Here is a 25,646-nt window from a genome sequence, read left to right on the forward strand (position 1 = left end):
ACGATGGAAGTAAAAGCATTAAAACGGGAGTTCGTGGTAAAGGATACCGGTACGGTATTGCCCGATATCGACCCGGAGATGACGGCAGAGCAGGTACAGCAGTTCTATTCGGGACAGTACCCGCAGCTGACGGTGGCCACCTGCGAGAAGCGGTTCACAGGCGACAAATGGGTCTATACCTTTAAGAGTACCCTGGGAACAAAGGGATAAATAAAATGAGAGAAATAAAAATAATGAAGAACCATAAAAAGAAGAAAAAATGGCTGGCAGACGAGGAACTATACCGGTTGCACCAGGATATTGGAGCAATCCTTTTATCGGAGAGGGAGCGGATGGAGATAAACAGGGGAGTCAGCTCCCCTGTCAAAAGGGCGCTCAAGCCCGCGGAGGGACAAGCTTTGATTTTCTAAGCGCCCGCTTCGATCCCTACCCGGTGGTTCAATTCTCAGAGCTGTACAGTGAAGAGAATTACGATTTCCTGTACCGCTCGGCCAAAAACTACCTGAGGTTGCTGGGACAGGAAATGGGTATGGGACCCGACGGGTATGATTTTACAGGGTTGTATAACTACTTTAACCGTGCCCTGCCCGATAATCAGTATTGCGAGTTGTGCCGCTACGGGACGGATATCTATTTCCATGTCATAGAAGACAGCTTTGGCTGGGAACTGTACTATATCCCCTGCGCGGTTATCGGTAAGGTAAAAGATGAACAGTTCAGGGATATCCTGCTGGACTTCTTCAACCTGCTGCAACAGACACAGGGGCTGACCCCCTTAAAGGAAGACCCCGTATATCAAATCTTCATAAGTGATACCGGTCATTATACCCTGAAGGACAAGCAGGAGCGCGAAAAGCTGGCGGATGACTACGAAAAAGGCTCTACCGGTGAAATCCTCGACAGGATATCCCAACCTGTAGGAACCACAATCCCCGCCCTTAAAAAGCGTATCGACAAGTATAATCCCCGTCCGCAGGAGGCGGGGATCATCGCCCTGATGCTCGAAGGGCTGGAGCTGTTCGGTAGAAGGAACAGGAAGAAGAAGATCACAAGCTATGGCTTCTTCCCGGATGAGACCGAAGACTATTACAACTACTATTACCCGGTCGAGGTATGCCGCACCCTGATGATTGTCTATGAAGAGGATATGTTATATAAATTCCTCAGTGAATGGATAACCGACGAAGCGCAGGAGCAAAGCGCGGAGATCTTTTCAGCCGGGAATAAAGTGATAAGCCCGCGTACTAAAGCGCCGCTAAAAGCGGACCCTTATGTGACTGATTTTTTTAACTGGCTAAAACGATTTGAAAATGAGCTATCTTACTTGTGATATACTGGAGGGGACGGAGAGGCAGTACGTCCCCCAAATGGCGCTGGTATTCTATGCCACCGGTGATGATACCGGTAACGAGGCTTACTATGTCGAGGCGCACGCCATCAGGGAGGGCCGGCTGGGCGCCGGTGCTCCCCTGTCCAAAGAGTGCATTTCGGATATCGCCTCGTCCTTTTCCCGGGAGCATTCCGTGAGCCCGCACGGGGAGATACCCCCAAACCTGCTGTATGCCGACAGCAGGCCGGGACATCAGAAATACATCTGGTACAACCCGCCCGGCAAAAGGCATATGTTCTTCGGCAAACAGTTATCTATCCCAAACGGGGAATACCATGTGCCGGGCATCGTCTACGCAGCCTCGGGTGAAAGGCTGGATGTATATGCCTTCAAGGGACAGAAACCCAAAGACAAGCTGTATAAGGCCCCCTTCTTTAATACCACCGACGGTTCGGTCTGCCTGGGCAGTTCCAGGATAGAGTACCCGCAGAATCCCTCTTTCCACGGTATACTGGATTATTGGGAGAAAATGTTCTGGCTGACCGAGTTCACCCACTTGGGAGGAAGCCATAACCCCACTAAAAGCAACCTGGTGCATGTGACAAAGCAGTCGAAAGAAAACTTTGACGAAGAAGAATTAATAGAAATGAAAATAACCCTTAAAAATTTATTAAAATGAGCAAGATGAGCACAAGTGAAAAGGACACGCAGGAGTCTCACAGGCGAAAAATACACTTCTTACCGGACTACCTGCTGAACCCCACCCATCCGGTGACCGTCTGCCTGATCGGCTGCGGGGGGACAGGCTCACAGGTATTGACAGCCCTGGCGCGGATCAATTACAGTTTGCAGGCATTGGGCCACCCCGGGCTGTATGTAATCACCTACGACCCGGACGAAGTATCGGAGTCGAATGTGGGCAGGCAGTTGTTCAGCCCTCCGGATATCGGGCGTAACAAGGCCATCCTGCTGACAACAAGGGTCAACGCCTTTTACGGTACCGCCTGGGAGGCCGTACCGGATTATTTCAATGAAAAAACAGGTATCCAATGCAATTTTACCCTGAGCTGTGTGGATAACATCAAATCCAGGCTGGAGATAAGCGCGCTACTGAAAGAGTATGCAAAGAGTAGCAGCTACCGGGAGCCTTATATGACGGGGTATTACTGGCTCGATTTCGGCAACGGGCGGGATACCGGGCAGGTGGCGCTGGGCTCACTTGACATAATCAAACAGCCGGAATCGGACCTTTTCGATACTGTCAATAGGCTTCCGCTGCTGACAGAGCGGTTCAAGCTGGAAAAGGTCAGGGAAGAGGATTCCGGGCCTTCCTGCTCCCATGCCGATGCGCTCAGGCAGCAGGACCTGTTTATCAATTCCACCCTGGCACTGCTGGGCTGCGACATGCTCTGGCAGATGCTTACCGGAGGGATGATCCCCTATGGGGGCTTTTACCTGAACCTGAAGACCAAATGCTCGAATCCCATGCCACTGGAGGCTGTGGGTAAGGTAAGAGAAAGGCCAAAGCTAAGGCGATACAGGGGAAAGCAGGATGAACCTGCCGGATGATATATTTTTCATTTATATGCACACATATATGCATCGTAATATACAGAAGTACACCTATGCAATACTTTGAGATATGATCTGATTCCGAAAAATCCTTTATTCCGGTATTTTCAGTATTTTTACTCCGCTAATTTCAAAAGGCCCGGAATAAAATGTAGATAATCTTGCCCATATCGCCAGAATATCTAATAAAATGCATCGTAATGGTAAAAAAGTGTAATATAGAATATATATAATTTAAAAGGACAGAAAATAACAGAAAACAAAAAAACGATGAGACGTGCCCTCTTATTTTTATCGCTTATCCTTTCCCTGCCGGGCCTTTGCGCTCAGGAGAAGGAGCAGTGCGTACCATCGCCTGAGGCCGTTGTCGAACGCCAGTTGGCGGCTTATAACGCCAGGGATATAGACGCCTTTATAGCGACTTATTCACAAGACATCGAAATTTACAATTCGAAGGGTGCGCTTATCATGCAAGGCCATGCTGGGTTACGAAGGCTTCTTCAGGGATACCCCGGACCTGCACTGCCTGATAGAGAACAGGATCGTAATCAACAATAAGGTCATCGACAAGGAGAAAGTCACCACCGGCGAAAGAATCATCCACGCAGTAGCTGTTTATGATGTCACCGGAGGTAAGATCACCAGGGTCCGGTTTATAGACTGATTGTTTTCCCCGGGCCTACTCTTTTTTATTGAGCATGGCCAGCACATCGGATTTGCGGTAGTAGGACTTCCCCCGTACTTTACAGTAGGGGAGTATCTTATGCTGCTTATAGCGTTGCAGGGTGCGGAAGGTGATGTTCAGTAACTGGCATACATCCTGGTTGTCCAGCAGCAAGTCCCCTTCGGTGACATCCTTTACCCGGGATAACCGGTCGATCTTTTTTTCGATGGCATCGAACCTGGCTGTAAGCAGGTTGATGATCTTTTCTAAATATTCTTTGAAGTGTTCCATATTAAAACGATTATATTCATTCATTCATTCGTGGAGTTGCCATTGAGACTCCTCCTGCGCCTGATAACTTTGTTGTTAAGTATGTCCTGTACTTCAGAGAGAGCATACAGGCAGATATTTCCCTGTTTGATGTAGGGGATATCGCCCCTGTCGCGCATCCTCCATAGTGTCTGTTTGGATATGTGCAGCATTTGTGTAACCTGTTTCCCGGTAAGCAGTTTATTCGCCTCATTTTTCCCAGCTTCGATTTCTTTGATGCTGGACTGTATAAAATTCTCTATACGGTCGAGCTTGTTCATTATGGTTTTGAAAGCGTTGCTTTCGATCGTAATAAAAACCTGTTCCATAGCCTTTGCTTCTAAAAGTTCAACGGGACAAAGTTGGCAGGAATAAAAATGGAAATATCCCTAACTGATTTCAGTTAGGGATATTTTGTTTGTAACATTCAGGTTATCAGTTGCTAATAATTCATCTTTTTCAATTCCGTTCCTTTCTTTCAGCAATATATTGTGTAATTTCCCTGTTTTTATCGGGACCGGATCTATTTCTCGGGTCTATCTTTGTATTATCTGAATATTTGAACTTTTTTAAGTTCGGGCACAGCAGAAGCTTTTGGCTTATGACCTGAAAACCGTATTACAGCCGTTTGTTTATGATTCCCTGGGAAACTTATATATAATTCCGGCCTGACAAACAATGAGGGAGAAGTCATCGTTGTACTGAGCGATTACAGATCATATTCTATAGTAGATACGGATTATTAGACAAAAGTGGTAAAATAACCGTTCCAGCTATTTATGAAAATATATCCGCCATCGGAAACGATTTGTTCTCGTGTGAGATTACAGGGGATGGTTATTATATTACAATAAACGGAAAAGGAGAGGTGATTCAATAATAATATTGCCGAGTAGAGTAGGCCGGAAAATTTCAGTTCCGGCCGGCGATATTTGTGATCTTCATTAAAAATACAGGCATGGGCATTGGTAACTGACCGAAAATATACTATCAATGCCTGTTCAGGGTATAGGTATAAGAGATATGTCTAAAATAGAGAGCGTTAGTATAAGGAAAGCACTGTCCGTACTCGTTATTCCAATTATATGCTTATGCTTCAAAGCCGCCATTACAACCATTTTGAGAGAAAAAATATGGCATTGGAATAGAAGGTTATGGTTATAGTCATTCTATAAAACAATCATCTGTTCAAATTTCTTATAATCACTTAGGGTGATGTGCTTTGTAAAACATCACCTGCATTTCATCTATTATACAGTAGATATTCTGGCAATATGCAGCGGCCGTAAGTTGGATAAACGGGCCTTTACATATTCCGGTCGAGTATCTTGTGCAGGTTCCTGTAATTTAGGAGCTTTATGTCTCCCGCTGTATTTTCGAAGGTTCCGGTGTAAATGATGGTTTTACTGTCAATACGGCCGGGAAATGCTTTGTCCACAGCTTTCAGCCCTTTTTCAAATTCGGTGTTGTAGGTTTGGGCCGATTTTACTTCTATTGCATCGAAGCGGTCCCCGTGCCTGATTACCAGATCCGTTTCGTTGTGGTGGCTATCCCTGTAAAAGAACAGGTTACTTTCTTTTCCCTTATTGTAGCGGTATTTTAGGGCCTCGCAGACGATCAGGTTCTCGAAAAGGTCCCCTCTTTTGCGATCCCTTGCTACTTGCTCCGGTGCTTCTATGCCCAACAGGTAGCATGCCAGGCCTGTATCTGTAAAATAGAGCTTCGGGGTCTTTGTCAGCCGCTTTGAGGTATTTTCGAAATAAGGCTGCAACAAAAAGATAATGTATGAAGCCTGTAATACGGACAGCCATGCCTTGATGGTATTTAGGCTTACACCTACTTCATTGGACAGTTCGGAGGCATTGAACAGGTTTGCTGTCCTTGCGGCGCACAGGCGCAGGAAGGTCTGGAACTGCATCATGTCCCTGACCTGCAATAAATCCCTGACATCCCGTTCGAGGTAGGTTCTCACGTAATTGGGGTAGAGCAGGGAAGGGGTGTTCTTCCCGGCGTATATGGCGGGGAAAAATCCATCGAAGAGTAATTCGTCCGGTGTTTTGCCATAGGCACGCCCCGCCGCTTCGTTATAAGACAAGGGCAATAACTCAAAGATGGCCGTCCTTCCCGCCAGTGACTGTGAGACGGTCTTGAGCATGGCGAAATGCGAACTACCCGATAAGACAAAACGCCTGTTCGGGTCTTCGTCCACCATACCCTGTATATAGGACAACAGGTCCGGTACATTCTGTACTTCATCCAGTATCATTCCCTGCGTATCCTGATTAAGGAAAGCGATGGGGTCGTTTGCCGCGAAGTTACGGATATCCAGGTTCTCCAGAGAATAATAGGGCAGTTCCTCAAAGAGCCGTCTTATCAGCGTTGTTTTTCCGGACTGCCGCGGTCCTGTGATGGTGATAACCGGAAAATAGCCTGCCGCTTCTCTTATGGCGGGTGTGATGGCTCTTTCAATAAATATATTTTTCATATCTGCGATATTTTGCAATAATACTGCAAAATTACACAAATATTTCTTTTTCCGGAAATATTCAGGGATTTAAAAAGAGCTGATATGCCATCAATATATAATATACCTCTTAACTGGTAGTCAGATCGTTTCATGTAGCAGAACCGATATAATATGCTTAAACCGCAAGTAAATCTTTGCCCATGCCATTCTGTAGAGACCGGAATATTACAATCGACGAAAACGATACACTCTATTGCGATGGTTTGAAAACTTATGAACCGATCCTTCCGGATAGAAATAGTCCCGCTGGATTTCAGGCAACGAAAGCTATCGCAAAGATCAATTTCAGCAGGCAGTAGTATATCATGATTGTATAGTGTATAACAATTAAGAATGAAAAATCCCCTCTCCTTATCTGGAGGGAAGCCTTAAAAAAATCAGGCAATGAAAATACTAGGGAGAGGGGCTGGCCGTGGACCAAAAAATAATTGTTTTATTAAACCCTTTTTCCCCGGCCGGATTGTAAAAATAATAAATATCCGGTATATAAAAAGGCAAAAATCCAAAAAAGGCAAAAAACAATTGCCGTATCATTTTGGGCAGGGTATTCCAAATACCGGGAGCATTGCGGTTTGCCGGACTTTCCGTTACCAAAGCGTTATAAACAGGAACTGCGATTATTTTTATGTTGCTGGAAATCAGCCGGAAGATAAAAAAGTTCGAAATTAAAGGGGAAAAGGTTTGGCGGTAAGTGAAAATTGTTCTATTTTTGCATCCGCATTCGGGGAGAGCCCCGGGCAGAGTAGGTAAGGGAGTTCCGTTACCAAAATGCTACAAGAAAAAATTGGAGATTACAACGCGCTGATGTTCAGGTATGTTAAGAAATAGTTCAACTCTGCCTGGGACTACTAAAGGTGAAAAAGGAATAGAAACAGTTATTCAAAATCTCAAACAACCGAAAGATAATCAGCGAAATAACCTTACTGTGGTGGAGAGGTTAAAATAAGAGACTTCATAAAATACATGCTTTTGTTGTACAATTGTTAGACTAGAAAACAATTGTAGAAACAATGAGAGCGACATTAAAAATCTTACTCAGGAACAATTATCAAAGGAAGGTAAACAGCAAGTTTGCATCCGTTATACATCCTATAGGCGATTCACGTTTATAGGATTAAATATATCTGTACATCCCAAACACTGGAACGATAACAAGAAACAGGTCAAAGCTACCGAACCCCACCATATCCGCTACAACCAACTCATCAAGGAACAATACCACAAAGCCGAAAGTATCATACTGGATAACTTTCTAAAACCACTGCCAGTAACCGAATTCATCTCAAAGCTCAAAGACAAGTATTACGGCAATGCCGATTTCTATGTCTTTATCGAACAAGAACTTGAATTAATCAAGTCCGCACCTTCGCCCCGCACAATGGATAACTACCATAACCTGATCAATAAGATGAAGGAGTGGAAACCCACACTTACCTTCGGTGAAATTACATTAGAATACATCCAACGCTTTCACGACTACGAAATCAAAACAGGCAATCTGCTTTCTACCATCTATAAGAAACACGCCAACTTTAAATTTTTGCTAGGCTTGGCACAAAACAAAGAGTATATTGACAAGAACCCTTACGATAAATTCGAGATCAAGAAGATCACAAAAGCCCAGAACAGCGATATCCTGACCGAAGAAGAGCTAAAGAAGCTTTAAACAACCTATGATACAAGTAAATACACCGAAGGTGAAAATAAAGTACTGAGGGACTTCCTCTTTAGCTGTTACACCTCCTTATCGTATGCAGAGTTTTACAATGTCACCTACAGCGATTTAAAGCCTATTACACTAAAGAAAGATAAAGCCGAAGCAACTTACTACCTACTTACCAATGAGCACCAGAAAACAGGCGTTATGTATAAAATCCCTATTGTTTCAAATACTGTAGAACAATTATTAGAAAGAACGATCACAATAAAGACGAAAAATGGTATCCAAACAAAAGAGAAAGAATTCTTCTAAAAGATTTTTTCCCCTCTGACCAATCAACCCACTAACCGATATCTCAAAGAGATCATGAAAGACCTCAAAATCAATAAGACAATGACCTTCCATCGGGCAAGGCATAGTTTCCGAACCATAGCAGCGAAGAAAGGTATCAGAGACAGTATTGCCGAGCGTATAATGGGGCATGCGGAAGGGAACGACATCAAAAATATTTATACGCACTTACACGATGAAGATATTGTACAGGAAATGCTGGATAAGTGGATGGCATAAAAATGGCAGTCAATATAAACATTCTCATAAAACAGTTAAATACAAGATAAAGCCAAATGAAATGAAACTGTTTGTAGAACATTTTGTTAAGGATCTCATGCTCTATAGTTGTTTTACGCTATACTAATCATTTTGCTTACTTAACTAGTGTCACGCTTTTCAATTATTACTTTTATCGGTAATGTGTTCTGTAGGAAATGCGAATTATTTTTTTTCAGAAATGAGTATACCTCAATTTTTACCAAAATCAGATGAAACTCTAAAATTTACAAATAAAATAATTTGAAGAGTGTGCATATGCCTTATAAACAATGTACTATGGGCTTGAGAGTATAACTGTCTTGTATATGTATCCAGATGACTCTAAGCTATTTCTCTATAATTTTAGATCAATTTGATGATTGAGTAATTATGTGTAATTTAATAGCTAATGAAACTTAATATGGGATAAAAACAAACTGAGAGTTTTATACCATTATAAAGTAGGAAACTAGGTGGAATATATAAGTTTAAGCTTAAAAATGGTTTAGCTATAGGTCATTGATTATCTTTTTAAATATTTTTTCAATGTTCTTTTTATTCATTCTATATTGCGAACGCTACAGATTAAAGATGAATAATTATTGTTTTATTTAGAGATAGAACTATTATTTGAATAAAAAAAGATATTTATGAATATGAATGGAAAGGTTCAATTAACAATATACCTTGTTCTGTTTTTTATGTTTTATAACACAATGAATTCTTGTGAAAAAAGAACTTATAGGTGTAATTTTAACAAATGTCACTAATGCATAAGTAATATAATAAATAGCTAAGAACTTAAACTGATTATCTTGCTGTAAGATAAGACTATATCGTTTTTTTAGAGAGATGATGATGGTTAAAAATATATAATGGCCATCCTCTCGTAATCAAATACTTTAAAATATCATGAAATATAACCTGAAAGACATAATATTTCTATTTCTTGTCCGAATTGACACCATCAAGAGGGTTGAAAATCTTTTAACGATATTCTCTCATTTTGAGACAAATGTTCCCGTATTGGAAGCATCTTCATATGATGATGGAATATTGAGAAGGCTTATGTAGATATTGGTTATAATTAATGAGTGAAGGAGACAACAATAATTTCCAACTATAATATTAGAAAACTATAAACATAATTTGGCAAAATGGAATGATGGAGAGTATTATGTAGAAGATGACATAACCTATAAAATAATAAAATGGATTGATAAACAATAATTACGGTATAAATAATCTTCTTTTTTAGTGATAACTATTAGTTAGTATTATAATTTTTTATATACACCTATGCTACTTACCACCTTTCCTCACGAATATCAGATGGATGCCAAAGATTGCGGACCTGCCTGTTTGAAAATCATAGCCAAATACTATGGCAAATACTATTCACTGCAATATCTGCGCGATTTATGCGGCATCACTCGTGAGGGTGTTTCTTTATTGGATATCAGTTATGCTGCTGATAAAATAGGACTACGTAGCATATCCGTTAAAGTTACCATAGACGATTTGGTCGCACGGATTGTATTGCCGGCTATTATCCATTGGGATAATAACCACTTTATCGTTATCTATAAGGCCACCAATAAAAGAATTTATGTCTCTGATCCGGCACGTAGTTTAACTTCCTATGCCCATGAACAGTTTAAAGAAAAATGGTATAAAAACGATGAACCATACGGCATTCTCATGGCTCTGGAACCAATGGCTAATTTTAGACAGATCGAGGCACATGAAAAAATAGAAAGACTAAAAAGCTTCGAAAACCTGTTGGGCTATTTTACGCCCTATAAAAAGGCCTTTGGTATCTTATTTTTAATCATGTTTATAGCTACCATACTGCAAGCCTTCCTGCCCTTCATCTCTAAAGCAGTTATCGATACCGGTATCCGGACACAGGATGTGAATTTTGTATATATGGTATTGGCTGCTAATATTGTATTGCTGTTAAGTATTACCCTGTCCAATGTACTTCGCGACTGGGTGCTGCTACATGTGACCACCCGCGTTAACATCTCCTTAATATCCGACTACCTCATCAAACTGATGAAGCTTCCGGTTTCCTTCTTCGAAAACAAACTGGTAGGGGATATTCTGCAACGCGCTTATGACCATGAACGCATCCGCGCCTTCATTATGAATAACTCGTTAGGGATGGTATTTTCCTCTATCACCTTTGTGATCTTCAGTGCCATTCTGTTGATATTTAACAAGACTATCTTCTTTATATTCTTAGGTGGAAGTGTGTTATATGTATTTTGGGTTTTCATGTTTCTTAAAGTCAGGCGTAAGCTGGACTGGGAGTATTTTGACCTGCTATCCAAAGATCGCAGCTATTGGGTGGAAACTATCGAAAACATCCAGGAGATAAAAATAAATAATTATGAAGATACTAAACGCTGGAAGTGGGAAGCTATTCAGGCACGCCTTTATAAACTGAATGTTAAGATATTGAATATCAATAATGCTCAAATGTTAGGTTCCCAGTTTATAAATAGTATGCAAAATATGGCTGTTACCTTTTTCTGTGCCATTGCTGTTATCAACGGGGATATTACATTCGGTATTATGATATCCACCCAGTTTATAATCGGAATGCTTAATGGCCCAGTAGCCCAATTCGTTGGATTTGTTCAATCGGCTCAATATGCAAAGATCAGTTTTATGCGTATCAATGAGATACACCAGTTACGCGATGAAGACGAAATGGTATCCATATCAGCCAACAGTATGGAATTACCCAGAGATAAAAGCCTTGTTGTTAAAAACCTATCATTCGCCTATTCTGCTCATGCACCGATAGTATTGAAAGGAATCTACCTGACAATTCCTGAAGGAAAAGTTACAGCTATAGTCGGCGATAGTGGCTGCGGTAAATCTACATTATTAAAAATCCTGTTGCGATTGTATCTGCCATCATACGGAGAAGTATGTATCGGGGATATGAATATAAATAACATCAGCCTCAGGCAATGGCGAGCTAAATGCGGAAGTGTCATGCAGGAGGGAAAGGTTTTTAATGATACGATACAAAATAACATCGTATTGAATGAAGAAAAAATAGATTATGAGGCCTTACAAAGGGCAGTGGATATAGCCAATATAGCTAAAGAGATCGAAGCTATGCCGCAGGGGTATCAAACGATGATTGGAGAAATGGGCAGAGGCCTTAGCGGGGGACAGAAACAACGGCTTTTGATAGCGAGAGCCCTGTATAAGAACCCTGACTACCTCTTTCTGGACGAAGCGACCAATGCCTTGGATACCATCAACGAACAAAAGATTGTAACTGCGCTGAACAATGTGTTTAAGAACCGTACAGTGATTGTTATTGCCCATCGGTTAAGTACCATCAGAAAGGCGGATCAGATTGTTGTGATGAAAGCCGGGATGATTGTGGAATTAGGAAACCACAATACACTAATGGAAAGAAAAGGGCATTATCATGAATTAATACAAAGTCAATATGATCTGGAACCTGTTGAAGTTACGACCGAAGTCGAGGGATAATTCAAAACGGAGTGAAGAGGTAAGCGACATTATAGACCGTATGCCTACTGCTTTCAGCAAGTGGGTGGCTGCGGCAATAATAGTCTTTTCTATATTGCTTTTTATTTTTGGATGGCTAATAAAATATCCCGATGTCGTTACAGGACAAATAAAGATAAATTCGAATATGTCCCCTGTTAAATTGCCGGCTCATGTATCGGGTAAAATCAATATTCTGGGATTTAAGGCGCAGGACACTGTAAAAGAAGGAGAATATATTGCAGTTATTCAAAACTCGGCGAATACAGATGATGTACAGAAAATAGCCTCCCTGATGAATCAGTTCGATCCGAACGAATCGGGAACATTTAAACATACAGTAACCCTATTCCCTGAGAAAGTATCTCTGGGAGAACTGAATATGAAATATTACTCGTTTCTGTCTTCGCTGAAAAGTATAATTGATTATTCCGATGACAATGTTTATGAACAGCAGCAAATAAGCCTGGTTGATGGTATCAAGTGGCGAGAAAAAATATTGAATGAAACAAAAAATGCCTTGAGTATATCTACAGAGAATCTGGAGATTTCTGAAAAATGGCTGGATAAATATTCTTCATTAAATAAAGACCTTGTGTCAACATATGAGTTTGAAATAGACAGGAGCCGGATAGAACTCCTTTCAGCCAGACAGAACAATCAAAATCTAGTGAAAGAAATAGCCTCTGTTGAAATGCAGATTACAGAAAGTGAAAACAAGTTGTCCCAACTTTTGGTAGAACGCAGGGAGAAAGAAAGGCAACTCCATCTCGATTTATTTGCATCCTATCATGAACTGAATGACCAGATCAAACAATGGGAACAAACCTATGTGTTAAAAGCTCCGTTTGACGGACAGGTAGAGTTTCTTAAATTCTGGGCTAACGATCAATTTGTCCAGGCCGGAGAAGATGTGTTCGGTATCGTACCAAAAGAAAATTCCATACTTGGCCAAGTCCTGCTTCCTGCGATGGGTGCGGGCAAAGTGAAAACAGGCAGTAATGTGACAATCAAGTTGGATGATTATCCGTATGCAGAGTTCGGATCTATAAAAGGAATAGTGAGGTCTATATCACTCATTACCAATGAATATAAAACTTCACAAAGCAATATCAATACTTATCTTGTAATGGTAGATATGCCGGACGGCCTGATTACAAACTATGGAGATAAGTTGGATTTTAAATACGAAATCGGAGGACAAGCCGATATCATTGTGAAAGATCGTCGGCTGATCGAAAGGTTATTCGATAACATAAAGTTCAATACCAAATAGACCAAGTATATGAAAGTATTTCTTATATTATTAATTGGTATTATAAGTTCTTTTTCCGTTTCTCTTTACTCACAAGAGCACAAAGAATTGGACTTATTTGAATGTATCGAAATTGCGTCTGACAGTTCTTTACAAGCCTTCATTGCTCAGAATTATTACCAATCAGGTTATTGGGAATACCGCTCATACAAGGCCGCTCGTCTGCCGGCATTATCCTTAAAGATGACACCTGTACAATAGGAACATCGTAAAGCGTTATGATTTTCAAGAAAATATAGATGTGTATCGAACTCAACAATCATTCTATTCATCCACAGGATTAACCTTGAGCCAAAATTTTGATCTTACCGGAGGAACTTTCTTCGTTGATTCGGAATTAGGCTATATACGAAATTTTTGGGAAAATACCTATACTCAATTCAACAGCGTACCTGTCCGTGTCGGTTATTCCCAGGCATTATTCGGATTCAACAGCTTTAAATGGGAAAAGAAGATAGAACCTTTGAAATTCGAAAAAGTGAAGAAGCAATTCCTGTACCGCCAACAGGAAATAGCAGAAAGTACCGTACAATACTTCTTTAACTATGCACAGGCAGAAAAAGAGCATGAATTAGCTTTAGAGAACTTACTCTCGGCCGATACTTTATATACTATCGGATTGGAAAGACAAAAAATATCAGCTATATCCGAAGCGGATGTACTGACATTGAAACTGGATAGGATCAATGCACAAAATACGCTCAAAAATGTGGAATTAAACCTGAAAGATGCAAGGTTTGCTTTTATTACATTTTTGAATCTTGATAAGAATAAAGGATACACACTAAAATTACCGGACAGGACAAATGATATACCCGTAATAGTCGATGATGCTCTAATATATGCACAAAATAATAACCCTGACTATCTGGCTTACCAACAAGAAATACTGGAGGTAGAAAGAGAAGTTGACAGGAATCGAAAAGCGGCATTTGGGGCCAGCGTTTCAGCCAGCGTCGGATTTAATCAGGTGGCAGATAATTTCGCAGGAGCATATCGCAGGCCTTTGCAACAGGATATATTTACGGTTAGTTTGTCAATCCCTATCTTGGACTGGGGAGTAAGGAAAGGACGGGTGAATATGGCAAAAAGTAATTTAGGGGTTACCCGGTTTTCCATACAACAAAAAAGACAGAATCTCGAACAGGAGTTAATATCAGCAATTGACAATTTTGATAATCAGAAAGAATTAATATCCTCTGCCAAAGAAGTCCTGTCACTGGCAGACGAGGCTTACAGGATAAATAAAAAACGCTTTATTGTAGGTAAAGCGGATATAAGCACCCTTACCTTATCCTTGAATAGATACAAGGAATCCCAGCGGAATTATCTAAATACACTTAAATATTATTGGTCCGGTTATTTTAAGATAAGGAAGTTGACTCTTTACGATTTTGAGAAACAGAAAGAGATTTCAGCCTTGTTGGAGCAGAAAATGGATATTTTAAAATATTCACCTAAATAGTTTGTAGTAGATAGAATGATAGTCAAAAAGTATAAGTTTTATAAATCTAAACCAAGTGCAATGAAGAGAATTATTTTAATCCTATTATTACTCCCTTTTACTTCGGTTACGTTTGCTCAACGTAACTATGCTCAGGAACTAGTAAATCTTATGCAGCAGGGTAGATGCTTTGATGCAAGAGAATTTCGGATGCAGTACTCGGATAAATTACCATCAAATGATAAAGCTCTTGATTTATTATATAAATTTCATATGGCTCTTTTTTTCAATAAATCTGATAGTGCTGCTATTTATTTGGAAAACGTGTTTTCAAATCGAGATTATGAGCTAAAAATGGGGCCTGGAATTGGTACCTATTATGGAAGATTATTTAAGCTCTATGGAGATGAGCAACGATTTAAAGATGGGATAAATTCTTGTGATAAATTTCTGGATTATTTAAATAGAAATCCATTTGATTTGGAGCCGGACTTTATTCAGAAAGAAATCAATTATGTAGAAAATATAAAGTCTTCTTTCAAGAATAGGGAAATGAATGAACCTCGAATAAGGATAGTAAGAAAGGAGTGTAGTGAGAATGATATTATCGAACTTAATAACAGCAAATATATATATATTGATGCTAGATATAATGATGTTGCAGTCCAGACTTGGTTTGATACAGGAGTTACTGCATATTTTATGATGACACGGAGTCTTGCCGATAAAATTGGAACAAAAAAGTCAGTAAGCGATCAGGATAGTATACAGATGGTAAATGGTAAACCAAGAAAAGTTGTTTTAGAAATAATTGATAGTATAAATTTGAAGAATGTACAACTTTATAATATTCCAGTTTTGGTTTTTGAAGAAAATTTTCATTCCCATTTACCAGCCACATTAGACAATGAAACAAAACTAAATATTGAAAGAATCTTTAGTGATAATCAAATAGTAATGGGACTGCCTGCAATAAAGCGAATCGGGAAGATTGAGCTTGATTGGGAAAAGAGTACAATTTCTTTTCCAAACAACACAGAGCATATGCGATCCAATGATTTTTCTAACATTTTTATAATAAAGGATAATCCATATTTAAAATTGAGAGTCAATGGTTTAAGTTATGTAGGGTACCTAGACTCGGGGGCGGATGATTTTCTAACCTTAACAACCTCATTTTACGAAAAAAATAAAGACAATATAGAAATAGATTCGGTAGAGAATAAAGAACCCCTGCATCATCATACAATGACCGGAAGTACATTCAATATTCCATACGAATATGTAAAAGACGTGAAAATTTATACCAATGGCAGATTAGTAAATTATGATATGGAGCGAGTTATTATAGTGGATAAATTCTCCCACATTAATATTTTTGATGGAGTGGTCGGTCTCAATTTTATTAAAAAACTAGGAAAAAAAATCGTTTTCGATTTTGATAATATGAGAGTGGAAGCTATAAACTAAAATTATAAAAAGAAAGGAGGTGAAATAAAATAATAGCAATTTAATTTATAGAGTTAAATCAAAAAAAAACATTATGAAAAAATTAAAAAGAATTTTATTAGACGACCTAGAACAATTATCAGCAGCCGAAGCAGCTAAATATGTAGGAGGAACAGGAGGAAATCCTCCTTATATACCCCCATTAATAACTTCCTCGAATTATGACTATACTACTTCTTTTCCTCCATTGGGTAGCTCTAGTAGTAGCGGTTGGAGTATGAGTGGTAGCAGTAGCAATAGTGGCTGGAATATAAGTGGCGGCTATAATAGTGGTAGCGGTTGGAGTGTAAGTGGTGGTTATGGAAGTAGCAGCGGCTGGAGTGCAAGCGGTGGCTATAGCAGCAGTAGTGGCTGGAATGTAAGTGGCGGTTACAGTGGCAATAGTGGCTGGAATGCTAGCGGTGGCTATAGCGGCAGTAGTGGCTGGAGTGTGAGCGGTAGCATTAGTAGCAGTGGTGGAGGAAGTGTAACCGTAACGGTTAATTTCTAGTGAATTAATACAGAAAGAAGAATATTCATATCTTCTTTCTGTATTAAATTATTTTTATAGAATGATTATTCATAATACTCTTAACGTGGTGAATTTTGCATATAAGATGAAATATTACGTAATACTAAATATTTAATATGAAAGACGGCTTTTCAGTCATTATGCCCACTTATAATCAGTCCTCCTTTATACGGAGAGCCATTTTGAGCTTATATACGCAAACGTATACAAACTGGGAGCTTATCATTATAAATGATGGCTGTACAGACGAAACGGAACTTTTTATATCTGATTTCTTGGTAAATCCTCAAATAAGATACGTGAAAAATAATAATAATCAAGGACTGGGTTATGCTATCAACCAAGGACTAGACATTGCTGGATATAGTTATATTGCTTATCTTCCATCTGATGATTTTTATGATAGAGATCATCTAGAATCACTTAAGGGAAGATTGGATGAATCTGAAGATATTATACTTGCATTTAGTGGGGTGAGATACGATGAATCCGGGAATCCAGGTTTTCTATTATATAGACAATCTGAAGGTGTAAGGTTAAATTATAATTTGCTTCTTGTGCAAACAGCTCACAAGAACACTAAAGATAGATGGGTAGAAAGGGAAGAATATGTATCTGATGATTTATTTTTTACCTTCTGGAAAAAACTAACAGGCAAGGGAATATTTGTCCCAACTAAAAAAGCGACATGTGAATGGACGAGTCATCCTAATCAACGACATAAAATAACGGGTGAAAAATTTGGCGGAGGACTGAACCGATATAGACATTATTATAAAGTGCAAGAACCCATTATGTACAGAGCCACTAATTATAAGACCATAGATGAAAATTTAATTTACAAGCCCTTTAGGGCTAAGAAGGAGTTATCAGATGGTTATTTAACGATACTTTTAGTCGGAGACCTGGCATATAATTCGGAACGGGTATATGCTTTTGAAGAAGCGGGGCATAAATTGTATGGACTATGGGCTAAACCTGCTTTTTGTTATTCCACAATAGGACCGTTACCTTTTGGCTATGTAGAAGATATCCCGTACGAAAATTGGCAGGAGAGAGTTAAAGGACTAAAGCCTGATGTAATATATGCCCAATTAAGTACAGGAGCTATAGATATAGCTCATGAAGTGATGAAGGCGAATACAGGTATTCCTTTTATCTGGCATTTTAAAGAAAGTCCTCACGAGGCTATGAAATCGGGATTATGGAATAAACTAATTGAGCTTTATACCTATGCTGATGGTAGAATGTACCTCAATGAAGAAGTCAAAGAATGGTTTGAATTATTTGTCCCTTTCCATTCTTTATCTCGTCCTGTATATATCTTAGATCCGGAACTGCCAAAAAGGAATTGTTTCAATGGAGAATTCTCTGAAAAACTATCTGAATCTGATGGAGCGATACATACCGTAAATGTAGGAAGGATAATTGGGCTCACTCCTTCAGATATGCATTTTTTAGCACAGAATAATATTCATGTTCATGTATATAATGAAAATCATATATCTGAAGAGGCAATGTTATCACATTATAGAAACGCTGCTCCTAATCATTTCCATGTAGAACCACATGTTTCTCAATTTGGATGGGTTAAAGAATTTTCAAAATATGATGCAGGATGGTTGCATTCTTTTGATAGTCTCAATTGTAACTCATTGATGAGAGCTAGTTGGGCCGATTTAAATATTCCTGCACGGATAAGTACATTAGCTGCAGCGGGAATTCCAATGATTCAAAAAAATAATCCGGACCATATCGTATCGATGAGAAACTATGTTAAGGATCACAACGTTGGCATATTCTATAAAACCCTTGATGAGTTAGTGATTCAATTGAAAAATAAAAATAAATTAGCTCAAATTGAACGAAATGTACATAGCGAAAGGCTAAAATTTACTTATGATTATCATATACCTTATATCATTGAATTTTTTAGGGAAGTCATAAACAAGACAAAATAATATTTTATGGAAAAAGAGCTGCTGAAAATAGCAAATACACTTCTGCTTTATAGCTATCATATAGAAAATCCGGGATTGTTAAATGGCAGGATGGGAATTGTTCTATATTTATATCAATATGCTCGCTATGCTGGTCGTAAATATTATTGCGATTTTGCAGATGACTTATTAGATAAAGTCCTGGATTCAGTGAATCATAGTTCTCCTGATTTTGAATCTGGGATTTCAGGTATAGGATGGGGAGTAAACTATTTGATAAAGAATAAATATGTAGAAGGAGATGTTAATGATGTACTTTTTGATATAGACAAGAGAGTTTTTTATCAATTGAGTTGTGATCCCTCTGCTTCACTATTGGGACAAGGGATATACTTGTTAGAGAGATTGCCAGATAATGAATCTAACGAGGAATTTGATAAATATATAAACCAGCTTCTGGATTTCTGTTATAAAGGAATTTCTGGATATAAAGGAACAACCTCCCTGTATCATCTTAATTCAATTCTATATTTTTTAGAGAAAATAAGTGTCAAGAAGAATTGTGAGGCTGAAGTGGATCAGATTATGAGATTACTCCCACATGTTTTAAAAAAAATACATAGATATAAGTTATATGATAAAGTAGATCATTATATCTTTCATCGTTTTCAAATAAATCTATCACCACAACTAAAAAAATATTGGAAAGATGTTAGTTTATTGAACTCTGATGAAACAGTCGGCAATCTTGATATAGCGTCAACAATCAAGTTATGGAACTTAGAAAATTTATATTTTGGGATTTCTACTATCAAAGAAATGTCATTTACGGATATATTCAGCTTTGTAAAACAAAAACAAGAAAGTTTAGAGAAAACTGATTTTATACTTTATAAGGGGCTGGCTGGGCTTGGTAGTGTACTATTAACTATCTCTAAAAATGATACTGTGAACTAAACTGTGTCAAGCAAGAATAAATTATTATTTTTACTCACACAGTTTTTATTATGGAAAAAGAGTTTGATTTTGAAAGTATTAAGAAGAAAACCTTAGAACAATTTTAGTCAGGCAAGTCTTTATTTGGTAAGGGCGGAGCTTTTGCTCCCTTATTGGAAAATATCCTGAATGCTGCTCTTGAAGGAGAGATGGATGCTCATCTGGACAAACATGAACGTTTGTCCGGCAATCGTCGCAATGGTCATACCCCCAAGCAAGTCCAAACGCCCCTAGACGAAGTGACCGTACATACACCACGAGACCGGGAATCTACCTTTGAGCCGGAATTTATAAAAAAACGGGAGCGTATTTTAGCCGATGGCGTTGCGGATCATATTATCGGTTTATATGCTATGGGTAACAGTACGCGCCAGATCAGTGAGTGGATGGAGGAGAATTTGGGTAACCGGATATTAGCTGGAACTATCAGTGCCATCACCGACCGGGTTCTGCCCGAGATACAGGCCTGGCGTAGCTGTCCTTTGGATAATGTCTATGCGATCGTCTGGATGGATGCCATCCATTACAAAGTTATGGACGATAAGAACCGGCCGGTAACCAGCGCTATCTACAATATTCTGGGTATAAACAAAGAGGGATATAAGGAACTGTTAGGCACGTATATCGCTAAAAGTGAAGGAGCCAACTTCTGGCTGTCCTGTTTATCCGATCTACAAAGCCGGGGAGTAGAAGATATCCTGATTGCCTGTACAGATAATCTGACTGGCTTTGCCGATGCTATCAAAAGTATTTTCCCTGATACTACCGTTCAGACCTGCATTGTCCATCAAATACGGAACTCTATTAAATATGTAGCCAGTAAAAACCAGAAAGAGTTTATGCGTGATCTTAAACTGGTTTACCGTGCTGTCAGCAAGAACAGGCGGAAGTCGAACTCGATAATCTGGAACTTAAATGGGGTGAGGATTACCCCATCATTATAAAATCATGGCGTAATAACTGGGACCGGCTCTCGGCTTACTTCCAATACCCTGATGGGATCAGAGGGATGATATACACCACCAACACAGTAGAGGGATATCACCGTCAAATAAGGAAGGTTACTAAAAACAAAGGTGTTTTCACCAATGATGCCGCTTTGGAAAAGCTCGTTTACTTGGCTTACCGTAATATCAAAAAGAAGTGGATAATGCCACTCTGAGAATGGAGCAAAACAGCTCAACAACTGGCTATTATATATCCGGACAGATTTACATTACTGGATTAATAACAATATCTCCAATATTTTATTAGTTTTGTAAAACCAACAAAACTCAGGATCTACATTACCCATTGTAAGAAATGGACATAAAAAGATCCTAAGTTATTGAGAAGAAAAATTAGCTGACACAGTTAAATTTATATGCCCTTAATTTAATCTGTATACAATTTACACACAGTTATACATACCGTATTTTATTCATTGCCCTATCTTAAGTTTCGCTAATACCGGCACTTTGGTCGTCCTCACTTCCGTATGCGGCTTATCATTCAGCTGCTCGAAAATAATGATCTTATTCTCTCCTTTCTTAAGCCACACACCCGGGATATAAAGTGTCTGTTGTGGACCCACATACCAGTAACGGCCGATATTCTTTCCATTGATAAAGATAATCCCTTTACCCCAGTCTTCCATATTGATGAAAGTATCGCCGGTCTCTGTCAGATTGAAAGTACCTTTATACAACACAGGTTTACCCGCCAGTGATTTAATCGCTGATTCGTTATTATCATATACACTCGCCTGGTCCATCTTGCTGAAATCAGGGGCTTTATCCATTGGAATCGAAATCATCTGCCAGCCACCTTCGATTTCCATATCATTTATCCTGACAGGACTAATAATCCCTTTTGTATTATGGATAATCTCCGAGCCGTAGTTGATACGTCCCATATTCTCCACCAGTATTTCCAATGTACTGTTAAACGGGACATCAATATCCATTGTGTATTTATTAAAATAGCGGTTCAGCTCCCCGGCCTTTTCATCATTTGTATATACAGTGGCATAGTCACGCAGTCCCTTTATCTCTAATGTCCCGCTTATCGGCTGGTTAAAGTGTTTGCGGTATAAAACATATCCATACCCTTGATTCAGTTGTTCAAAGGTCAGTGGTGTGTTATTTTCTGTTGTCTTAAAGTCCATGCCTTCCAAGGTCGCTACCTTGTCAAGTCTTATAGACGGAATCTCTATCAGGTCAATAGCGGAAGGAGCCTCCGGTAAAGTGTAATCTACATATTTTTGGATAACATTACGCAGTGAATCGAACTTTGGGGTAACCCATCCGGCTTCACTGACCGGTGCATCATAATCATAACTGGTCAGGTCTGGTTGTATATCATGCTTCTTATCATAATTGGCACCACTTGTAAATCCGAAGTTAGTACCACCATGAACCATATAATAGTTGATAGATACATCATTCTGAAGGTATTTCTCTGTCTGGCGGGCAACACTTGTCGCACTTACCTGGGGATGAGGTTCCACCCAGTGTGCAAGCCAGCCCGGATAAAACTCAGCAACCATGTAGGGGCCTTGTCCTCCGTTGTACCGGTTCACCACTTTTTTCAGGTTATCAATATTACTTTCACCGTTTGCAGTAGGAAGAGCGCCCGGTACAGCCCCGCCTTCAAACAACCAGCTGCCGTCGGATGTAAAAGAAGGGATATCAAAGCCTGCTGTTTTCAGTTGCTGTACAATCTTCGCGTTATAACGGCGGTGTTCTTCAAGAGGAATATCTTTCCGCTGGGAGACATAGGAACCGAATTCATTTTCGGCCTGTACCATAATAATAGGTCCACCCTTGGTTATTTGCAGGTTACCCACTTCCTGATACAGCCTGTTTATATACAATTGGGTATATTTCAGGAATTGCTCATTGTCGCGTCGCAGTTCCATTTCTTCAACATTCTGGAGCCACCACGGATAGCCCCCGAACTCCCATTCGGCACATACATAAGGACCAGGGCGCAAGATAACCATCAGGCCTTCTTCACCGGCAATCTTTATATATTCTGCCAGGTTCTTATCTTCGGTAAAGTCCCACTTACCCGGTTCGGGTTCATGTGCATTCCAGAATACATATGTGGCTACTGCATTTAGACCCATTGCTTTCAACATTTGCATACGGTGACGCCAGTACTGGTGAGGTATACGGGGATAATGCATCTCTCCCGATATAATGCGGACAGGCTTTCCGTCGTAGACAAAATCCCCGCCTTTTATCTCAAAGGTATGCTTACTCTGGGACTGTATGGTTACAGGAGCCGGTAAAAACAATAGCAATAGCAATAATAGTAAATAGTTTCGCCTTTCCATGATAGTATTTGTTTGAATTTACAGAGATTATATTTTCTTTTCTCATATGCAAAGAGCTTAATTACCCAATATCTGTTTATAAACCTCAGTTGCTGTTTGCAGGAAATCTTCCTTCCGGTTTTTAAGCCGGTAAATCTTATGGTATAAAATATTGTTTTGAGAATGAAAAATAGACTTATTTTTTTGTCAATGTAAAATAATCTATGTCAGGAGCCCAGTTATAGCTATTTCCCATCCGGATTATATTGTATCCGGGTTTTAATTCTACGGGCACTGTTATTCTGGAGTGGTTATCATCTGTACCCAGTTCTTCGAGTATTTGCTTTTGTCCGTTGATTGTCAGTTCCAGTTTGCGGTTATTGCCAAATGAATAAAAAATTGTCATATCATAATACCCGCCTTCTTTGCTATATACTTCTTTCCATTCGGCATAGTTTTCCGGACTGCCTCCACAGTAACCGACTTTCATTTTTCCTGAAGCTTTTTCATCTGCCGCATACAAGATTCCCTTCGGTGATTTTCCCAGATCGTTGAACAGAGGTAGGTAAGCCCATTCAGCTTCATACAATACGGGCTCTATACGGTTTTGCCCTTCCATACGCAGGATTATAGCGCTACGGGGAGGGAGCTCTTGTTCAAAAGATCCTGAAAAGCTACCCAGATCAGTGTGCTTTACTAAGTCCCTTACCTTTACTTTTCCTTCAAATTCCAATGCTGAAAAGGGTACGGAAAATAAGCAAGGCGTATCAGCGGGATTATAAAGCGCCACAGCACGTGCTTTCCCTCTCTTTTGCTCAATATCTTTTACCAGCACATACCCTTCATTGTCGTGTTGTACGACATATGCTTGCAGCCCGAGCGGATCCTGATTCAAGGCAATAAGTTCCTTATTCGTCAATAATTTCAATGAAGATTCAGGTATCTTTTCCAAATCGCATCCGATAAGTAACGGGGAACTCATAATACACCATAAACCGAAATGGGCTTCTTCTTCGGTCGGGGTAAGCCCTGTCCCTCCTACCATGCTGTTATTCTGAAAGCCGATGACCATCATATCCATGTCGTTATAATGTCCGTTCCCTGCATAAGCCGACATATAGAGGTTCTTACCTACTACATATTTCAACGAATTCCAATGAGCATTGATATCCCCGCTTATACGCCATGAGTCGGCCACGCCCTTGGCCCATGTGCCTGGAAATGCCCAACGACAGATATTCAGTGCAATACCTTCCTTTACTTTGTCGATATTGTTACGGATAGATGTATATCTGTCTTTTTCGCTCAATCCTAAATACGAGCCGCCGCAGTAATCTATTTTGATAAAATCGAATCCCCATTCATTAAAATAAAGTTCGGCATCTTGTAATTCATGTCCGTAAATTCCGGCGCCTACACCGGATTTATCCTGATCTTCCGCTGCCATCGAGCCGCATGTATTATTTCCTGCGTCTGTATAGATCCCGGCTTTCAGTCCAAGATGGTGGATATGATTGACTACGGGTTTCATACCATTGGGAAAGCGCTCCGGGTTAGCATGCATCTTTCCCGACTTATCGCGCGCCCCAAAAAATCCGTCGTCGATATTCACAAATTTATAACCGGCATCTTTCAATCCTTTTGAAACCAGATAATCAGCCTGCCGTTTAATTATGTCTTCACTTATATTTACGCGGAAGGCATTCCATGAACTCCAGCCCATCAGTGGTGGAGAAAATATTCCTTTTTCCGGTTTCTCAGTGCCAATATTGCCGGATATATTTATTGACAAGCTCTTCCCGGCCATAAATACAGAAAGGAATACCAATACTATTCGTGTTTTCATATTAGAATTTATTTTTATGATGATCAACTATTTACAAATAGATGTCCTTTATGATATTCTAAAAATAAACATTTTATGCATTTTACTTGTAATCTACTTGTAATCAAAGGATTCAAGTTTTTCTGCATATAATATCTATTCATAATTATTTTTTGTAAAGATATTAAATATAATAAAAAGCCAGGATAAATGCACGAAAATTAGTCGCTATAATAAGTAGTTTAATTTATATTTATTAACTGTATATTGTTAAAACCTGACACATCTGACAACTTTTCTTCTATTTCTTACTTGTCATTTTTATATTCGTTAACAGTGTATGGTTGAAAAAGTAACAAAGGTAACATATGTTTCAGCTTTTAGCTGATAGCTATTAGCCGTTAGCTTATGTACAAAACCTGACAAACCTGACGACTTTTTACACAATTTTTATTGTCACTTTTTCTTCTAAAAACTCCGTGCTACTCCGTTTACTCTGTGGTTAAAAATAAAAGGTAACAAAGGTTACACTATTTCATTCATTTGCTAATTTGCTAATCTGCTGATTTACAAATCTGCTGATTCATTTTTTCAAAGAGCTACAAGCTATCAGCT

At 39.4% G+C, this 25,646-nt stretch carries 19 protein-coding genes and 2 pseudogenes; 16 read left to right on the plus strand and 5 right to left on the minus strand.

Annotation, left to right across the window (positions count from 1 at the left end):
• Positions 1-3 precede the first annotated feature (3 nt).
• The 5 genes from IR083_RS18450 to IR083_RS18470 all read left to right on the plus strand — a co-directional run bounded on the left by IR083_RS18450 (position 4) and on the right by IR083_RS18470 (position 3,460).
• Entirely contained in the window at positions 4-210 is a 207-nt protein-coding gene (locus IR083_RS18450; protein WP_194225411.1) for a PRTRC system protein C, read from the plus strand.
• 49 nt (positions 211-259) lie between these two features.
• On the plus strand, positions 260-1,330 hold the full coding sequence (locus tag IR083_RS18455; RefSeq protein WP_194225412.1) for a hypothetical protein: 1,071 nt from the start codon (positions 260-262) through the stop codon (positions 1,328-1,330).
• The gene (locus tag IR083_RS18460; RefSeq protein ID WP_194225413.1) at positions 1,311-2,009 is read left to right on the plus strand and encodes a prokaryotic E2 ligase family D protein; all 699 of its coding nucleotides are present in this window, start codon (positions 1,311-1,313) and stop codon (positions 2,007-2,009) included. Before IR083_RS18455 ends, IR083_RS18460 begins: the two co-directional genes overlap by 20 nt.
• Positions 2,006-2,899 (plus strand): PRTRC system ThiF family protein, encoded by an 894-nt coding sequence (locus IR083_RS18465; RefSeq protein ID WP_242052480.1) that lies wholly within the window; start codon positions 2,006-2,008, stop codon positions 2,897-2,899. Before IR083_RS18460 ends, IR083_RS18465 begins: the two co-directional genes overlap by 4 nt.
• A gap of 273 nt (positions 2,900-3,172) precedes the next feature.
• Positions 3,173-3,460, plus strand: a complete 288-nt coding sequence (locus tag IR083_RS18470; RefSeq protein WP_194225414.1) for a nuclear transport factor 2 family protein — start codon at positions 3,173-3,175, stop codon at positions 3,458-3,460.
• 121 nt (positions 3,461-3,581) lie between these two features.
• On the opposite strand, the gene IR083_RS18475 is transcribed toward IR083_RS18470, so the two are convergent.
• From IR083_RS18475 to IR083_RS18490, 3 genes are all read right to left on the minus strand, one after another.
• Complete coding sequence (locus tag IR083_RS18475; RefSeq protein ID WP_194225415.1) at positions 3,582-3,857, minus strand: helix-turn-helix domain-containing protein; 276 nt, start codon at positions 3,855-3,857, stop codon at positions 3,582-3,584.
• A gap of 20 nt (positions 3,858-3,877) precedes the next feature.
• On the minus strand, positions 3,878-4,204 hold the full coding sequence (locus tag IR083_RS18480; protein ID WP_194225416.1) for a helix-turn-helix transcriptional regulator: 327 nt from the start codon (positions 4,202-4,204) through the stop codon (positions 3,878-3,880).
• A 977-nt stretch (positions 4,205-5,181) separates the two neighbouring features.
• The gene (locus tag IR083_RS18490) at positions 5,182-6,360 is read right to left on the minus strand and encodes an ATP-binding protein (RefSeq protein ID WP_194225417.1); all 1,179 of its coding nucleotides are present in this window, start codon (positions 6,358-6,360) and stop codon (positions 5,182-5,184) included.
• A gap of 182 nt (positions 6,361-6,542) precedes the next feature.
• On the opposite strand from IR083_RS18490, the gene IR083_RS18495 reads away from it, so the two are divergent.
• From IR083_RS18495 to IR083_RS18550, 11 genes and pseudogenes are all read left to right on the plus strand, one after another.
• Positions 6,543-6,701 (plus strand): hypothetical protein, encoded by a 159-nt coding sequence (locus IR083_RS18495; protein WP_194225418.1) that lies wholly within the window; start codon positions 6,543-6,545, stop codon positions 6,699-6,701.
• A gap of 722 nt (positions 6,702-7,423) precedes the next feature.
• Positions 7,424-8,068 (plus strand): phage integrase SAM-like domain-containing protein, encoded by a 645-nt coding sequence (locus IR083_RS25020; RefSeq protein ID WP_410492892.1) that lies wholly within the window; start codon positions 7,424-7,426, stop codon positions 8,066-8,068.
• A 321-nt stretch (positions 8,069-8,389) separates the two neighbouring features.
• Positions 8,390-8,632 carry a tyrosine-type recombinase/integrase gene (locus IR083_RS18510; protein ID WP_262893184.1) on the plus strand — a complete coding sequence of 81 codons (243 nt, stop codon included), beginning with the start codon at positions 8,390-8,392 and terminating at the stop codon, positions 8,630-8,632.
• Positions 8,633-9,952: 1,320 nt separating this feature from the next.
• Positions 9,953-12,175 carry a peptidase domain-containing ABC transporter gene (locus IR083_RS18515; protein ID WP_006801560.1) on the plus strand — a complete coding sequence of 741 codons (2,223 nt, stop codon included), beginning with the start codon at positions 9,953-9,955 and terminating at the stop codon, positions 12,173-12,175.
• Positions 12,132-13,469, plus strand: coding sequence for an HlyD family secretion protein (locus tag IR083_RS18520; RefSeq protein ID WP_006801559.1), 1,338 nt, complete (start codon positions 12,132-12,134; stop codon positions 13,467-13,469). Before IR083_RS18515 ends, IR083_RS18520 begins: the two co-directional genes overlap by 44 nt.
• Before the next feature lie 9 nt (positions 13,470-13,478).
• A pseudogene (locus IR083_RS18525) lies at positions 13,479-14,973 on the plus strand (TolC family protein).
• 60 nt (positions 14,974-15,033) lie between these two features.
• Entirely contained in the window at positions 15,034-16,422 is a 1,389-nt protein-coding gene (locus IR083_RS18530; RefSeq protein ID WP_006801557.1) for a retropepsin-like aspartic protease, read from the plus strand.
• Positions 16,423-16,495: 73 nt separating this feature from the next.
• The gene (locus IR083_RS18535) at positions 16,496-16,951 is read left to right on the plus strand and encodes a hypothetical protein (protein WP_006801556.1); all 456 of its coding nucleotides are present in this window, start codon (positions 16,496-16,498) and stop codon (positions 16,949-16,951) included.
• 137 nt (positions 16,952-17,088) lie between these two features.
• Positions 17,089-18,933: a glycosyltransferase family 2 protein gene (locus IR083_RS18540; protein WP_006801555.1), complete on the plus strand. Its 1,845-nt coding sequence runs from the start codon at positions 17,089-17,091 to the stop codon at positions 18,931-18,933.
• Between the two features lie 6 nt (positions 18,934-18,939).
• Entirely contained in the window at positions 18,940-19,869 is a 930-nt protein-coding gene (locus tag IR083_RS18545) for a lanthionine synthetase LanC family protein (RefSeq protein WP_006801554.1), read from the plus strand.
• 50 nt (positions 19,870-19,919) lie between these two features.
• Positions 19,920-21,136, plus strand: a pseudogene (locus IR083_RS18550) (IS256 family transposase).
• Between the two features lie 192 nt (positions 21,137-21,328).
• Here IR083_RS18550 and IR083_RS18555 read toward each other — a convergent pair.
• The gene (locus tag IR083_RS18555) at positions 21,329-23,227 is read right to left on the minus strand and encodes a glycoside hydrolase family 35 protein (protein WP_194225419.1); all 1,899 of its coding nucleotides are present in this window, start codon (positions 23,225-23,227) and stop codon (positions 21,329-21,331) included.
• Between the two features lie 175 nt (positions 23,228-23,402).
• Positions 23,403-24,929, minus strand: a complete 1,527-nt coding sequence (locus IR083_RS18560) for an alpha-galactosidase D (RefSeq protein WP_410492893.1) — start codon at positions 24,927-24,929, stop codon at positions 23,403-23,405.
• Between the last annotated feature and the right edge of the window lie 717 nt (positions 24,930-25,646).

It is taken from the genome of Dysgonomonas sp. GY75 (assembly GCF_015234155.1).
Taxonomy (GTDB): domain Bacteria; phylum Bacteroidota; class Bacteroidia; order Bacteroidales; family Dysgonomonadaceae; genus Dysgonomonas; species Dysgonomonas gadei.